General features: G+C 58.5%; 13 protein-coding genes. 4 read left to right on the top strand and 9 right to left on the bottom strand.

The features are described 5' to 3' along the window. Positions 1-7: 7 nt before the first annotated feature. Both OHL18_RS08760 and OHL18_RS08755 read right to left on the bottom strand, forming a co-directional pair. On the bottom strand, positions 8-796 hold the full coding sequence (locus OHL18_RS08760; RefSeq protein ID WP_263374426.1) for an OmpA family protein: 789 nt from the start codon (positions 794-796) through the stop codon (positions 8-10). Positions 797-847: 51 nt separating this feature from the next. Beyond that, entirely contained in the window at positions 848-1,726 is an 879-nt protein-coding gene (locus OHL18_RS08755) for a hypothetical protein (protein ID WP_263374425.1), read from the bottom strand. Between the two features lie 560 nt (positions 1,727-2,286). Between OHL18_RS08755 and OHL18_RS08750 the strand changes: the two genes are divergently transcribed. Genes OHL18_RS08750 through OHL18_RS08740 form a run of 3 tightly spaced genes read left to right on the top strand, consistent with a single transcriptional unit; the run spans position 2,287 to position 3,775 of the window. Further along, positions 2,287-2,730 carry a DUF6152 family protein gene (locus OHL18_RS08750; protein ID WP_263374424.1) on the top strand — a complete coding sequence of 148 codons (444 nt, stop codon included), beginning with the start codon at positions 2,287-2,289 and terminating at the stop codon, positions 2,728-2,730. Positions 2,731-2,781: 51 nt separating this feature from the next. After that, a complete protein-coding gene (locus OHL18_RS08745; protein WP_263374423.1) occupies positions 2,782-3,279 on the top strand; it encodes a DUF6644 family protein in 498 nt (165 codons plus the stop codon). Positions 3,280-3,298: 19 nt separating this feature from the next. Continuing rightward, positions 3,299-3,775 (top strand): DUF6644 family protein, encoded by a 477-nt coding sequence (locus OHL18_RS08740; RefSeq protein ID WP_263374422.1) that lies wholly within the window; start codon positions 3,299-3,301, stop codon positions 3,773-3,775. 264 nt (positions 3,776-4,039) lie between these two features. Here OHL18_RS08740 and OHL18_RS08735 read toward each other — a convergent pair whose 3' ends face one another. Together OHL18_RS08735 and OHL18_RS08730 are read right to left on the bottom strand one after the other, a co-directional pair. Then, entirely contained in the window at positions 4,040-5,920 is a 1,881-nt protein-coding gene (locus OHL18_RS08735; protein ID WP_317890474.1) for a family 2A encapsulin nanocompartment cargo protein cysteine desulfurase, read from the bottom strand. After that, positions 5,907-6,824: a family 2A encapsulin nanocompartment shell protein gene (locus tag OHL18_RS08730; RefSeq protein WP_263374421.1), complete on the bottom strand. Its 918-nt coding sequence runs from the start codon at positions 6,822-6,824 to the stop codon at positions 5,907-5,909. Before OHL18_RS08730 ends, OHL18_RS08735 begins: the two co-directional genes overlap by 14 nt. Before the next feature lie 232 nt (positions 6,825-7,056). Between OHL18_RS08730 and OHL18_RS08725 the strand changes: the two genes are divergently transcribed. Further along, on the top strand, positions 7,057-7,554 hold the full coding sequence (locus tag OHL18_RS08725) for an Lrp/AsnC family transcriptional regulator (protein WP_263374420.1): 498 nt from the start codon (positions 7,057-7,059) through the stop codon (positions 7,552-7,554). 507 nt (positions 7,555-8,061) lie between these two features. Here the strand turns inward: OHL18_RS08725 and OHL18_RS08720 are convergent. The 5 genes from OHL18_RS08720 to OHL18_RS08700 all read right to left on the bottom strand — a co-directional run bounded on the left by OHL18_RS08720 (position 8,062) and on the right by OHL18_RS08700 (position 14,406). Then, positions 8,062-8,505 carry a sulfatase/phosphatase domain-containing protein gene (locus OHL18_RS08720; RefSeq protein WP_263374617.1) on the bottom strand — a complete coding sequence of 148 codons (444 nt, stop codon included), beginning with the start codon at positions 8,503-8,505 and terminating at the stop codon, positions 8,062-8,064. 54 nt (positions 8,506-8,559) lie between these two features. Continuing rightward, positions 8,560-9,687 carry a sulfatase-like hydrolase/transferase gene (locus OHL18_RS08715; RefSeq protein WP_263374419.1) on the bottom strand — a complete coding sequence of 376 codons (1,128 nt, stop codon included), beginning with the start codon at positions 9,685-9,687 and terminating at the stop codon, positions 8,560-8,562. Between the two features lie 3 nt (positions 9,688-9,690). After that, on the bottom strand, positions 9,691-10,695 hold the full coding sequence (locus OHL18_RS08710) for a formylglycine-generating enzyme family protein (protein ID WP_263374418.1): 1,005 nt from the start codon (positions 10,693-10,695) through the stop codon (positions 9,691-9,693). A gap of 60 nt (positions 10,696-10,755) precedes the next feature. After that, on the bottom strand, positions 10,756-11,940 hold the full coding sequence (locus OHL18_RS08705; protein ID WP_263374417.1) for a pyridoxal phosphate-dependent aminotransferase: 1,185 nt from the start codon (positions 11,938-11,940) through the stop codon (positions 10,756-10,758). 138 nt (positions 11,941-12,078) lie between these two features. Then, positions 12,079-14,406: an arylsulfatase gene (locus OHL18_RS08700; RefSeq protein WP_263374416.1), complete on the bottom strand. Its 2,328-nt coding sequence runs from the start codon at positions 14,404-14,406 to the stop codon at positions 12,079-12,081. Positions 14,407-14,439 lie beyond the last annotated feature (33 nt).

Here is a 14,439-nt window from a genome sequence, read left to right as displayed (position 1 = left end):
TAAGCAACTACCGGGGCACGATCGATACGGTCGCAGGGTGCTCAGGCGTCGGCGGTTCAGGCAGCGGTGTCAGCGCGACCTCTCCGGCCGAGCCTTCCATATCGATCGATTTGTGATGATGCTGCAGAGCAGCAAGCTCCTTCTTCTCCGCTTCGATCTCGGCGGGCGATCCATCCACTGCGCCCGTAAGAATCCGCGGCCGATGCTGCGGCGTTAGCGTCTCTTCGTCGGGTGAATAGCACGGCGTGATGGTGCAAGGCTTTTCGTTCGTCTTCGTTGTGCCAAGGAAGTTATGGTTGAAGTCTGCTGAAGCAGGCACGAGGTAGAACGTCACCGTCTGGGCAAAGTAGGTCTCGTCGGTTGTTGGCACGATGCGCTTCGGATCTGCGTTAAGGTACTTCACGAGATACCACTTCGTATTGACCGCCCGGTAAGCCGAGAGATCTTCGAGACGCACATCGAAGCCACTTGCATCCTCCTCCTCGCGGTCTGAGCCAGCGCCCGTTGGCTCATGGTCCTTTGCAGGATCCTTCACCCCAACCAGAACGAGCTTCTTGTCCGGGTTGGTCTTGAGGCGTTCGGCAGCCTGTTTGAGACAGGCGGCTGCGCTGTTCTCGACACGCGCCGGACGCAGAACATCCTTATCGAAGGTGATCGAGCATAGCTCCTCCACACCGGCAGAAGGAGCAGGCTTGGTGTGCGCCTGCGCCGGCGACGAAAGGGCGCTGCCAAGGGTAATAATTGCTGCAATGGTCGCGGGTGCGTTCCAACCGCCGGGTGAAATCTTAGGTGCCATAAATCTCTTTCTCGTTCCTACTACTTTGAAGCTTCGACCCACGAAGAATTGTTAGTCCGGTATGGATGTCACCGCAGGGTGGTCCTTCGACGGTGGTGGTGGCAGTGGCGTCAGCTTGTCGTATCCACGTTGGCCATCAGCACCAATAAGGCCTGGCCCAGGGCCAAGGTGCGGTCCATCGACGTTGTCCTCTGAGCACGAATACTCCCGCACTTCGTCGCCTGGCTTGCCCAAAAGCCAAGTGCGCTGATAGTGGATCGGCTCCGTATAAAACAGCGGATCATTCACGACCATCTCGAGATGCAGATGCCCAATGTCCGGCCGCGTCCACCGCTCTGTCACCTTCTGTGCGTCGCTATGCGGATCGGCGTTTTCATCGGCCCAGGTGCGGTCCTGTTTGAAGCCGATGGAATCGACCACAAAGGTATCTCCATCCCACGACCCTATCTCTTCGCCGAAGAAGGAAGGATCAGGATCTTCGGAGTGTTTGCGTCCATCAAAGGGCACCAGGCGATAAGTCGTGTACCAGTAAAGAAAGACAGCGTGGTCCTGCCCCTGCAGTAGCTGAAATGGCAGCCCGCTCGCGTTGTGCCGAGGCAAGCCGCCAACTATGCACAGTGCCTCGGGATCGACCGTGTGCTCCACGTTGAACTTATGCGCTTTCTCTCCCGCTGGCGTAAATGGAAGCTTATAGCCGGGATAATCCTTGCCCAGATTGCCCACTGGCGTATCGGCTTTCGCGTGCGAAGGTATCCAGTAACCGGAAAGGTCCGGGTGCGATCCGAGTCGTGGCGCGGGCCCTTTGGGAAGGTCGGCCTCATTGCGCCAAAATGGAGAGTTTTCCCGGCCTGTGGCGTCTACCGGCGCGGGCTTGGCTGCAGTCTGCGCGTGTATTCCAAGCGCTGTAATCAGGGGGAACAAGGTCGACACTGCAACCGCTCTGAAACACGTAGAAAAGCTCAACGGAATTCCTTTCACTCCGGAACAAGCGCCCGGGATACGCTATGCCTGCAGAAAATTCCTCGCACTGCTGCGAAAGAAAAATAGTTGTGCGGAGGAAGATTTGAATAAGAGGAAAGTGCCTCGTTGCTGCGCGGGACGCAGGAAACTGCTCGCGAGAAAAACTCAGCGACAGAGTCGACAACAGCGCATCAGAGAGATACGGGGCATTCGAAGAAGTTAGCCGATCCTTGCCATGCAGTCAAGCCCGTTGCTTGACACCGGTTCGCGCCTTGACTAGAGTTCGGATATGTTCCTGCTCTCGGTAAAGTCTTGTTGTCGCGGCGCGCTCTCCATGGAATGGACAGCTTCGATGTGCACGCGACCGCGAGAGAATTGAGTTCCTGAGACTACAAAACTCTTTGCAAGAACAGTCAGAGTGCAACCGATCGCAAGCCCATTCCGAAGAGAGTGGGCTTTCTTATTTTGCTGAACAATTTATTTCAACGAAGTAGCCGCATTCCTCTTCAACCCTAAAAAAAGGATCTGGCATGAACGTCAAACTTTCAGCTGTCCCGCTCGTCATCGCCGCACTGCTCTCATCAGTCCCGGCATACGCTCATCACTCCTTTGCGGCCGAGTTCGACGGCTCCAAGCCTACGCGACTGGTAGGCAAGATCACCAAGGTGGAGTGGACCAATCCCCACTCATACTTCTACGTCGACATCGTCGATGCACAGGGTAAGACTCAGAACTGGGGCTGCGAGGGGGCAGGCCCTGGCGCTCTAAGCCGCCGCGGTTGGAAGAAGGGCGACCTCAAGATCGGAGACACTATCGTCGTCGATGGCTATCGCGCGAAGGACGGCTCCCATCTCATCGACGCTCGCCGAGTCACCTTTCCGGATGGCCGCTCGGTCTACGGTGGAAGCCCCGGTGATGGTGGCCCCGGCGACAACGGCACGGACCAGGGGGCTCTTCCTGGCAAGAAGAATTAGGAGTCATCGAACCCTGGCGCCGACGCATCACGCGGCGCCAGCCTTTTTCCTATGACTCAACCTCTTCTCCTGCATCTTTGCCAGACACTTTACGACTCGCACATCGGCACCATGATCCGCGAGTCCGACTACGCGTTCTCCGTAATCGAATCGGTCCACGTCCTGTTCATTACGCTGCTCGTAGGGACGATCTCGATCCTTGATCTGCGGATGCTTGGCCTGATTCTGCGGGAGATTCCTGTTACCCGCATCGCCCGCGCCGTGCTTCCGCTCACATGGGCCGGATTCGTCGTCATGCTCGCCAGCGGCCTCCTGCTCTTCTGGGCCGAGGCCGCGAAGAACTACTTCAATCCCGCATTCCGTGTGAAGCTTGTGCTGCTCGTACTGGTGGGCCTCAACCCTCTCATCTTCCATACGACTGTCTACCGCCGCGTGGCTGAATGGGAGCTTCAGCATCGCTCGCCCTGGCGTGCACGCGTGGCTGCGTGCTCATCTCTTCTGCTTTGGGGTGGCATCATCGTTGCCGGTCGCGCGATCGCGTACTTCTAGAACGCTAGAAAGGATCATCTTGTTCTCACCGCATCATTGGTTCGAGGCGTTGGCGCAATCGCCCATTGGCCACTTTACGCAGACAAGCCAATGGGCCTTCGCGGTCATCGAGATGGTGCATCTCGTCGCGCTTGCCGCACTGGGCGGATCCGTTCTCTTGCTCGATCTCAGGCTACTCGGCATCAGCCTCAAAGGCGAGTCCGCCGCCATTCTCAGCCGTGACCTCGGCCGCATCCTTCTCATCAGCCTCTCGCTGATGATCCTCTCCGGCATCGGCCTGCTTTCGGAAGAAGCCCTGAAGTGCTACTACAGTCCTGCCTTCCGTTGGAAGATGGCGCTTCTTGCTGCAGCGGTAGTGTTCTACTTCACCGTGCATCGAAGGACAGCTCTCCGCGCCAGCGCAGAGGCCAACCTGTCTCAACGAGTCGTCGCTGTTGTCTCTTTGCTGTTATGGTGCGGAGTCGGAATCGCGGGACGCGCGATCGGACTGATCTAACTACGTATCGAGCGTCTAAGACCATCACGTTGTGATCCGTACAAAGAGCGGGGGATGCCCCGGTCGTCGCATTCGAAGCATTCCTCATTTCTTAGTCACCGGCTGCTGCTACTTAAAAGCCGGCCTCTGTTCGGAGAGCAACAATCGCCCGATGCTTCAGCGATCAAGCCGGGTTCCACCGCACAAAGCAATACCGGAACAGAGATGGATCTTCTGTTCCGGTATTGCTTCTCTTTATCGCGAATTGTGGTTTAACCCGAGGAGCTATGCTCCGCCGTTCTTCAGCTTGCGCAGTACGGCAATCAGCGCGTCGACATCCGCGTAATTGTTATAAAGAGCAAGCGAAGGACGCACAGAGGTTTCGACGCCGAACCGTCGTAGAGCGGGCTGGGCGCAATGATGGCCGGAGCGCACAGCGATTCCCTCTTTGTTCAAAGCCGCGCCGACCTCTTCGGTCTTGTAGCCCTCCAGGACGAAGGACATGACGCTTGCCTTTTCCTTTGCTGTTCCGATCAGGCGCAGGCCAGGGACCGTCTGCAACAGCTTCGTCGCGTATATCAGAAGGTCATGCTCATGGCGAGCGATGTTCTCCATGCCAAGCCCTTCAACATAGTCGATAGCGGCACCAAGTCCAACCGCATCGGCGATATTGCCCGTTCCAGCTTCAAAGCGCGCCGGCGGAGCGTGATAGATCGTCTTCTCAAACGTGACGTCGACAATCATGTTGCCGCCGCCCTGCCATGGCGGAGTGTCTGCCAATACGTCAGGTTTGCCATAGAGGACGCCAATGCCCGTAGGCCCGAAGACCTTGTGGCCAGAGAAGACGAAGAAGTCGCAGTCGAGTGCCTGGACGTCAGTGCTCATGTGCGAGACCGATTGAGCTCCATCGACCAGCACACGCGCTCCGTAGCGATGCGCCATCTGCACAATCTGACGGGTAGGCGTAATGGTACCCAGCGCGTTTGAGACCTGCGTGACCGAGACAAGACGCGTCTTCGGATTCAGCAGCTTCTCAAACTCATCCAGCAGAATCTGTCCATCGTCATCGACAGGAGCGACACGCAGGCGAGCACCGGTCTCCGCGGCAAGCATCTGCCAGGGGACGATGTTCGCGTGGTGTTCGATCCAGCTGATGATGATCTCGTCGTCCTTGCCGATATGCCGCTTGCCCCAGCTCTTTGCAACCAGGTTGATCGCCTCGGTCGCACCACGCACGAAGACAATCTCGTTGGTTGAAGGAGCGTTGAGAAAGCGCGCTACCTTCTGGCGTGCGCCTTCATAGGCGTCGGTTGCTCGTGCTGCGAGCTCATGCGCAGCGCGATGAATGTTCGAGTTCTCGTGCTCGTAGAAGTACGAGATGCGATCGATCACGCTCTGCGGCTTCTGCGTCGTGGCTGCATTGTCCAGCCAGATGAGAGGCTTGCCGTTGACGCGCTCCTGCAGGATGGGGAAGTCGCGGCGCACAGAGTCTACATCGAACTGCTTGCGAGGCAACTGGAGGTCCGGCAGAAGCGAAGGAGAGATTGCCGCAGCAGCAGGTCGATCAGCCTTGGCTTGCGTTGGCTTCGAAAGCGCCCCCGCATCCTCCAGGAAGTAGAAGGACGAGACCGAGTTCAGAGCCGCCGTCACATCGGCTTCCGTAGGCAGCGCGGCCATGCGTGGAATAGCTGGCAGCGCGGCTTCGAAGTTCGGGAACGGCAAGTCGAACACAGGCATCGGCTGCGAGAACGGAGAAGCAATAGTGTCCGCTAGAGCACTCTGCGGAAACCCCGCACCGGAGAACGATGAGGGATTTGGCGAAACTGGAGCCGCGGCGAGTGAAAGCTCAAAAGCTGAGGGAGCGCTGCCTGAGAGCCGTTGCACATCGGCCTCGCTTGGGAGCCTCTCGGCAGATGGCGGAGCGAACGAGGAAGGCGTAGCCCCAAACTGCGGGGCCATGCTTGGTAGTGTCACCGCCGACTGAGCGCCGCCAAACTGGTTGCCGCCAAATGGCCCCGCCTGCCCAGGTGCCGAACGAAAGAACTCGTTCGCCATCTGGGCGAGGGCCGCTACATCTGGCAGACCTGCAGGCAGCTCACCGCCGGCAACATCCTCAATCATCACCGGCGAGAAGCTTCCGGCTTTGTCCTGATCACTTGTACTCATAGTAGTTGCCAACCTCTACGTTCTCGAGCACGCCCAACGCGTCTTCAGTGAGCACAGCCGCCGAGCAATACAGCGACACCAGGTACGAGGCGAGCGAGTTGCGATCGATTCCCATGAAGCGCACGGAGAGGCCAGGCGTCTGCTCGCCGGGGAGTCCGGGCTGGAAGAGTCCGACAACGCCCTGCTTCTTCTCGCCAGTGCGCAGTAGAAGGATATTGGTCTTGCCTGCGGCATCGATGCCCAGCTTGTCCGAAGGGACGAGCGGGAGACCGCGCCACGTCAGGAAGGGCGAGCCAAACATGGTCGTTGTTGGCGGAGGAACTCCGCGGCGGGTGCACTCACGGCCAAAGGCTGCGATAGCGGTGGGGTGAGCGAGGAAGAACGCCGGTTCCTTCCACACCTTGGCGATCAACTCATCCAGATCATCGGGCGTAGGCGATCCCTTGCGCGTCTGCACCTTAAAGGCTGGATCGACATTGCTCAACAGACCGTAGTCCGCATTGTTGATCAGTTCGCTCTCCTGCCGCTCCTTGACCTTCTCGACCGTCAACCGCAGCTGCTCGCGGATCTGGTCGTGCGGATGGCTGTAAAGGTCTGAGACGCGCGTGTGGACATCCACGATGGTTGAGATTGCGCTCAGCGTGTACTCGCGAGGTTTCTCCTCATAGTCGACGAAGGTCTCAGGCAGCTTGCGCTCATCGCGTGAGCCACAGACGACCTCGATCTCCGATTCATTCTTGACCCGATTGACGCGATAGGTGCCCGACTCCACCGGAACCCAGGAGAGAAGCTGAACGAGCCAGCGAGGAGTGATGGCGCTAAGCTGGGGAGCGGTCTTTGTAGTGTTGGCTAGTTGGCGTGCTGCTGCGTCGCCAACTGCACGACGGGTTTCGTTTGTGGCCACGGGAGTTGCTCCTTGTCGGTCTTGCGTAAGAATTCTCGAGGCTGTGTGCCGGCACAGGGAGACGTGACAACACACCCTCTTTCACTTCAAATCATAGTCACAGATCGATCGGCGGTGAATGAGGCACATGCTGTATTTTTGGCAAAGTGCGATAGAAAGACCTGAGATCGCCTATTCGTACCTAATAATATGAAGGTGCAGGAATGTATGGCCTTTAGCAGCACGGAGACCCATGATCCCCTCCTCTGAATCCCCCATCGACAGCATCGATTGCGAGATACTCGCCGAACTGCAGACCAACGCCCGCATCACCTCCGCCGAGTTGGGCCGCCGGGTAGGACTGTCCACGCCTGCAGTCATCGAGCGCGTCAAGCGCTTAGAAGAGAGTCAGATCATCCTCGGATACCGCGCCATGGTCGATCCCGCCAAGGTTGGACTCCCGGTCCGCGCCTTCGTGAAGGTCACCATCGCGGGAGACAAGCTGGCAAAGTTCTCCGCTCTAGTGAAGACCTTACCCGAGGTGCTGGAGTGCCATCGTGTTACCGGGGCCGAGTCCTTCATGGTGCAGGTAGCTGTCCGCGATGTGGGGCACATGGAGGAAGTAATCGATGCCATGATGCCCTATGTCGCAACGAACACTTCGATGATCCTTGCTTCTCCCGTCCCCTGGAACAGCATCCTGCCTTCGGCTCGTGACAAGAGACAATCACGCAAGGGCAGGCCTTCGTAGGGGAGTGCCTCGCATCCTGGAACAAAAACCTCAAAAGTACATCTCCTTCCAGCAAATCTGCCAATCACGCGTTGCCAGCTCGCTATATCGTCGCTACCGGATACTGTCGCGCGCAAGCCGAGCATTCGCTTCATCGGCGGGCAGCGATATAGCCGCAGACTTGCTCTTGAACAAGCAATAAAAGCCCCTGTGAAACAGCACGAAGCCTGTAACCAGAGTCACAAACAGCGCCCGCAGGATGGGGCTTCGCGGCGAATAGAACGGTCCGGGTGCGGATGAGGTGGTACAGGCGGCCTGCTGGCCCATAGCGCGTGAGACACAAATCCTTCAGAGCAGAGGCAATTATCCATGCGATCGCTTCTGACAACCGAAGCGATTATGGCCACTATTGCCCCATCGTTTTCGGCATGGAGCGAGCCTCCGGCCAGGTCAGTATCTACCCCCAGCGAGGCAAGCGCGACCGCAGCCACTCTGCTCTTCACACGAAGCTCTCTACGACTCATAGTCCTAAGCTGTCCCGTCCAACACCGACGCCTGCCACCCCGCGGCGGCCAAACTCTGCTTCGTGGAGATGAAGGGCGGCGCTTCACGGGCGTCCTTATCTGTGGGCGCAATACCTGTCGTTTGGATGTAGTGCGTCAGCAGTTTTTCCTGCAGCTCCGACTGCACTGTCGCAAAGCTCCGCTTATCGTAGACATTATTAAGTTCGCCTGGATCGTTAATGGAGTCGTACAACTCACTCTGACCCTGTGGCCGGACAATCAGCTTGTGCGTCTGAGTGCGGATCATCGAACTCCGCGAGACCAGAACAGGTTGTTCCATCTGCAGGCCAATCTTGCCCTCGTACACCTCGCCACCGGCACCCAGTGGCTCGAAGCACTGCGGCTCATAGATGTTGTAGCCGCCTTCGCTGAACGCCGCGCGATTCTTATCTCCGGTTGCTCCGTGCATCTGCGGCAACAGGCTTCGAGAGAAGTGGGTGTGGTTCGCGCGTGCGCCTGCGAGTTACAGAAACGTCTGCATCACGTCGTACATCTCGACCATGTCAGTACCCACAACGCCCTGCTTCGCTCCCGGGACGCGGCCGATCATAGGCACGCGGGTTAGACAATCCTCCAGCCCGCTGGGCCATTTCTCCACTAAGCCATAGTTGCCAGCGTAGTCGCCGTGGTCCGAGGTCACGAACAGGGCCGTGTCGCTCGCGTGGCCCGTCTTGTCCAAAGCGGCCAGCAGCTCACCTAGCAGCCAGTCGCTATAACTGACCTGCCCGTAGTAGACCGCGCGGATCTTACGGAATATCTGGTCGTCCAACTTATCCAAACCATATCTCTTTCGAATCCCCGCGTAGTAGTCGGGCTTCTTCTTCAATCCTGGCGGTGCCAGCGGCGGCAACGACGATGGCGAGTACATGTTGTAGAAATCGGCGGGAATCGTATAAGGAGGGTGCGGCTCAAACAGCGGCAGAAAGATACAGAACGGTCGCTCCTTCTGCGTGCGTTCCAATATCGCTATGGCCTTCTGCAATAGCCTGTAGTCGCCGGTCTCTCTGCGATCGCTCGATCCAGGGCTGTAAAGCATGGAAATAGAACCCGGCGTGAGGTTCCTCGGCGCAGTCGAACCCGCATTTACCTGCGCACCTGCGGAGCTCCACTCCGTGACGCTCTCATAGAAGCTCTGTGCCGCCAGCGCATCGTTCTTGCCGAACCAGAACACGTCATATCCAGCCTGCCGAAGATACCGGAAGAGATTCGGCTCCTCCGGTCGCAGAAAGTAGTACTGACTCCGATGGCCTCGGACGCTTGTCGGCCATCCCGTCAACATGGCACAGCGCGAAGCTCCGCACACGGGATATTGCACATGGCACTGATCGAAGCGCGCACCCTCCTGCGCAAGCTTGTCCAGGTTCGGAGTCTTCGTGACTGGATTCCCGTAACAGGCGAGACTATCGGCGCGCATCTCATCCGGCATAAACAGGATAAGGTTCTTCGGCCGGCCGATCGCAGCACCTTCAAAGGTCGAAGTGACCTGCTGCTGCGTCACCTGCGATTCGACACCAGCTGCACCAGCAACGCCACTTAGAAGGCCCGCACCCCCCAAAGATAATAAGTCACGTCGATTGAACTCAGAACTCATTCACTACTCCCCTGCTTTCGGAACTGATCGCGCGCAACGAAACCCGATGTTCGCCGTCGAGCTATCCGGCGTATTCCCAGTCCGCGCACCGACGCGATACCGATTGCAGTACGACTTGTGACAGAGAAACGACCCGCCCTTCATCACCCGCGCAACACCCTGCGGTGGACCCTGCGGATTCACCAGACTCGCTGTGCGATGAAACTCCGCGTCGAACCAGTCCGCGCACCACTCCCACGCGTTGCCCGTAATCGAGTACAACCCATAGCCATTTGCCGGAAACGCTTCGACGGGACACGTCCCGGCGTATCCATCATCGCCTGTGTCTTCCTTGGGAAACTCCCCTTGCCAGATGTTGCAGCGATGTTCTCCGCCTGGCCGCAGCTTGTCTCCCCACGGATACAGCTTCTGCTCCAGGCCGCCTCGCGCCGCGTACTCCCACTCTGCTTCTGTCGGCAGCCGCTGTCCGGACCACGCGCAGTAGGCCTGTGCATCGTTCCAGCTCACGTGCACCACCGGATAATCACCGCGCTTTCGCACATCCGATCCCGGGCCTTCGGGTGCGTCCCATCTCGCGCCCCGCACCTGGCACCACCACGGAGCCGCCGCGACCGTGTCCTCCACGAGCTGCGCGAATCGCATCTTCGGGATGTGGCTCCAGAACACGAACGACCATCCGAATCGCTCGGCCTCCGTCTTATAGCCAGTCGCTGCAATAAACTTACCGAAGAGATCGTTCGTAACTGAGTGACGATCAATCAGAAACGGATCGAGCGTCACGGCTCGCACCGGTCCTTCGCCATCTGTTGGAAAGCCTTCCGTATTCTCTGTGCCCATCAGGAATGTGCCGCCCGGCAGCGCTACCATGCGGGCCAGCGTCTCGTCGCGCGGTTCGCAGACGGACGAGACATCCGCACTTTGCAGCTTCGTCGCAGTCTGCCCTGCAGCATCCTTAGCGCTCGGTGCACAACAGCAACCATTCTCTTCCTTTGAAGATTCTTCAACCATCACTGATCTCGTCTTCCAGTCTTCATGACGCCCTGCAAAGAGCCGTTCTTACTCGTTCTGCTAAAACTCCCGCAACCTTTCGCAGGCCAGGTCAAGATCGGCTGGCCGCTTGCCGAAGCAGAACCTCAGCAGGTGATCCCCTAGACCTGGCCGGAAGAAGGCCGATCCTGGAACGGACGCCACTCCTGTTGCTCGCAGCAGCGCTCGAGCCCGTTCGCTGGAATTTGCGCCCGCAATCCGTTCCGCATTCGCCAACACGTAATAGGCGCCCTGCGGCACGTAAGGCTGCAAGCCTGCGTCTTCAAGAGCCGCACACAACTGGTCGCGCTTCGCTTCATAGCTGCTCGCCAGATCGGTATAAAAACTGCTGTCCGCTAACTGACGCAAGCCCGCCGCCGCGCCGAACTGCAGCGGTGCTGGGCTGCATACATACGTTAGATCGTGAAAGTAGCCGATGGCTGATATCCATCGTGACGATGCCGCGAGATAGCCAACGCGCCAGCCGGTAATACTGAAAGTCTTCGACAGTCCGGAGATGGTGATGGTCCGTTCCCTCATCCCCGGCAACGTGGCAAGCGACAAATGATCGATGCCTTCAAAGAGGAAGTACTCATAGATCTCATCGGTAAACACAAAGAGATCGTGTTCGATCGCCAGCGCCGCAATCGCTTCCAATTCGCCGCGCCCGAAGACTTTGCCAGACGGATTCGACGGCGTATTCACGATGATGGCGCGGGTATTCGAGGTGATCGCGCCGCGCAACGCATCCAGATCGAGTTGCCAGTCCGGCTCCGCAAGAGGAACGATGACCGGCTTCATCCGCAACGAGATCAGCGTACTTACGTGATATCCATAGAACGGCTCGAAGATGATGACCTCGTCACCCGGATTGAGCAGTGCAAGCAGTGACGCGTACAACGCGCCAGTTGCGCCGCTGGTCACAAGGACTTCCGACTGAGGATCGACCGTCAGATGGTTATAGGTTTGCAGCTTGGCGGCGATGGCTTCGCGGAGCACCTGGACGCCGTCGAGTCGCGTGTAGATATTGAACCCGTCGCGAATAGCATCCGTCGCACCCTCGGCCACCACGCCCGGTAACTCCGTGTCGCAGATGCCCTGTGCAAGATTAATACCTCCGATGCGATCACACTCCACCGACATCGCACGAATCTCAGACTGGATGACCGCCGGTGCGATCTCACTCAGACGGAGCCGGGGCGCAATCGTTGGCGCAATCGTGGACATAGACACCTCTCGTCATCGTGATTAGGGTAATGCTTCCATCCCATTATCCGTCTTGCCTTATCCGCGTTGCCCAGGACAGGTCGCGAACAGCGCGAAACTCAGGGCTGTCCGCAACTCTGCCCACCTCAACGGGGCGCATTACTTCAACTCGAGCTGGACCTTCTCGATCGTTCCCGTGAAGCGATTCGGACTTGTGTAGTCCTTACTCACGGCAGAGCCAAGATCGCTACCAACATCAAGAGTCTCCGTCCCCGAGGCTCCCAGCAGGTTCGCAAATACCTCCTGTTGTTGCTTGCCGTTCACCGCGAGAGAGACCTTTCCGGCGCGAACGCCGCGCGGCCCAAGGATCGTCACCCCGCCCGCACCGGCTGGTGCCGGATCAGGGAGCACCTCGAGCACAATATGAGCAGGGCCATCCGGCAAAGCATCGGTCGAGACAATACGTCCGGAGCTCTTGCCGTAAGCATTCACCTCGTAGACGACGTGACGGTCCTTAATGAAGAGCGTGAACCCGCCGTAACGTGAGCCTTGAGCGAAGATCACTCCATCACCCGCACCTGCAGGAAGAAAGATATCAGCCGTGATCTCATGCGCCCTCCCCACGATCTTTGGTGCTACTGGATTCGGCAGCCGCTCCACTCCACTGCGATAGACGAAGACAGTCTTGTTGAGCGAAGGCGCGGGCTGCGGTCTCAGTTCCGGCAAAAGCGGAAACGCATGGTTGCGTGTCGCCTCTTCGTTGAATAGCGCTTCGAGTTCCTTCAGCTTCTCCGGATACTTCACCGCAAGATCGTGTGCCTGGCTATAGTCCTCGTTCAGGTTGTAAAGCTCCCACGGATGACGATCGATATCGTTATGCGGCCCAAGGCTGAACGCTCCTCTAGGCTCCCAGGTGGAGGCGTACCGATTGCCCGCCCACCAGCCATCCTTGTAGATAGCGCGGTTACCGCTCGTTGCGAAGTACTGGATGTGGTGGTGACTTGGTTCGTCAGGATGATCGAAGGTGTAGGCGAAGCTCGAACCTTCAAGCGGTATCTGCTTCACTCCTTCATAGCTCTCCGGGAACTTGATCCCGGCAACGTCATAGATCGTTGGCGCGATGTCGTTCACGTGCTGGAACTGGCTGCGAAGCTGGCCAACGCTCTTGATGTGTGCGGGCCACGAAACGATCAGCGGGTCGCGCGTTCCGCCGAGGTGCGAGGCATCCTGCTTGGTGCCTTGGAACGGCGTTCCCAGCGCCCACGCCCATGCTGCGGCGTAGTGATTCATGAAGACCTCGCTACCTAACCCGTCGCTTACCGCAAGCCGGTCCTGGATGCTGGCGTTACCACCCGCGCTATCCAGCAGGTCCGTCCCGTGCAGGCCACCTTCGGCGCTGCCTCCGTTGTCTCCGAAGATCTCAAAGACGATGGTGTTATCGCTCTTGCCCTCTTCATCGATGGCTTTGAGCACGCGGCCAACCTCGAAGTCGGCCTGTGCCGCAAATCCGGCGAAGACCTCTGCCTGGTGGGCGAGCAGCTTCTTCTCATCCGGCGACAGCGAATCCCACGCAGGCAGACCCGCAGGGCGCGGCGTCAGCTCCGCGTTTGCCGGGACCACGCCCAGCTTCTTCTGCCGCGCAAACGTTTCTTCGCGCACCTTGTCCCAGCCTTCATCGAACTTACCCTTGTACTTCGCGATCCACTCCTTGGGTGCCTGTAGCGGAGTGTGAACGGCACCGGGTGCGTAGTAGAGAAAGAACGGCTTGTCCGGAGCGACTGCATCATGAGCGTGCAGCCATCTGATCGCTTCGTCGGACATGTCTGTCGTGAGGTTGTAGCCTTGCGCCGGAGTCGACGGCGGTTCTACGGCTACGGTGTCGCGGAAGAGGCGTGGATAGTACTGATTGTCATAACCCTGGATGAATCCGTAGAAGTGCTCAAACCCGCGGTTCGTAGGCCAACGATCAAATGGCCCCGCTGGGCTTACCTCCCACAATGGGGTGTTGTGCCACTTGCCAAAGGCCGCCGTGCTGTATCCGTTCAGCTTCAGGATCTCCGGCAGCGAAGCAGCATCCTTCGACCAGTGTGCGTCGTATCCGGGATACCCGGCAGCAGCCTCCGCCACGGTGCCGAAGCCCACCTCATGATTGTTGCGGCCACTCAGCAACGCAGCCCGTGTCGGCGAGCAGAGCGAGTTCACATGGAACGCGTTGTAGCGAAGTCCGTTCGCGGCCAGGTGGTCATAGGTTGGCGTCTCGATCACACCGCCAAAGGTCGAAGTTGCGCTGAAGCCGACATCGTCGATGAGGATTACGACGACATTCGGGACGTTCTTCGGAGCCTGTGGATTTGCAGGCCACGACGCTACGTTTTCAGGCGGTGGTGGTGCGATTCCAGTTGCCGAAACAGCTTGAGCCGGGGATATCGAAGTGGCGAGTGCGAGCGTGAGCGCCGTGGCCGCGCCGAAGAAGAACCGATTGTTCATTGCGTCCTCAAGGGAAGATCAGGTTAAGTGCTT

The sequence above is a fragment of the Granulicella aggregans genome (assembly GCF_025685565.1).
Taxonomy (GTDB): Bacteria; Acidobacteriota; Terriglobia; order Terriglobales; family Acidobacteriaceae; genus Edaphobacter; species Edaphobacter aggregans_B.
Note: the sequence above shows the minus strand (reverse complement) of the source record. Positions and strands in the feature narration are given on the sequence as shown.

What these genes read in the sequence shown, in the direction of transcription:
- OHL18_RS08760 (WP_263374426.1), bottom strand. Translation starts at nt 796, where the DNA reads ATGGCACCTAAGATTTCACCCGGCGGTTGGAACGCACCCGCGACCATT.
- OHL18_RS08750 (WP_263374424.1), top strand. Translation starts at nt 2,287, where the DNA reads ATGAACGTCAAACTTTCAGCTGTCCCGCTCGTCATCGCCGCACTGCTC.
- OHL18_RS08745 (WP_263374423.1), top strand. Translation starts at nt 2,782, where the DNA reads ATGACTCAACCTCTTCTCCTGCATCTTTGCCAGACACTTTACGACTCG.
- OHL18_RS08735 (WP_317890474.1), bottom strand. Translation starts at nt 5,920, where the DNA reads ATGAGTACAAGTGATCAGGACAAAGCCGGAAGCTTCTCGCCGGTGATG.
- OHL18_RS08725 (WP_263374420.1), top strand. Translation starts at nt 7,057, where the DNA reads ATGATCCCCTCCTCTGAATCCCCCATCGACAGCATCGATTGCGAGATA.
- OHL18_RS08720 (WP_263374617.1), bottom strand. Translation starts at nt 8,505, where the DNA reads ATGCACGGAGCAACCGGAGATAAGAATCGCGCGGCGTTCAGCGAAGGC.
- OHL18_RS08715 (WP_263374419.1), bottom strand. Translation starts at nt 9,687, where the DNA reads ATGAGTTCTGAGTTCAATCGACGTGACTTATTATCTTTGGGGGGTGCG.
- OHL18_RS08710 (WP_263374418.1), bottom strand. Translation starts at nt 10,695, where the DNA reads ATGGTTGAAGAATCTTCAAAGGAAGAGAATGGTTGCTGTTGTGCACCG.
- OHL18_RS08705 (WP_263374417.1), bottom strand. Translation starts at nt 11,940, where the DNA reads ATGTCCACGATTGCGCCAACGATTGCGCCCCGGCTCCGTCTGAGTGAG.
- OHL18_RS08700 (WP_263374416.1), bottom strand. Translation starts at nt 14,406, where the DNA reads ATGAACAATCGGTTCTTCTTCGGCGCGGCCACGGCGCTCACGCTCGCA.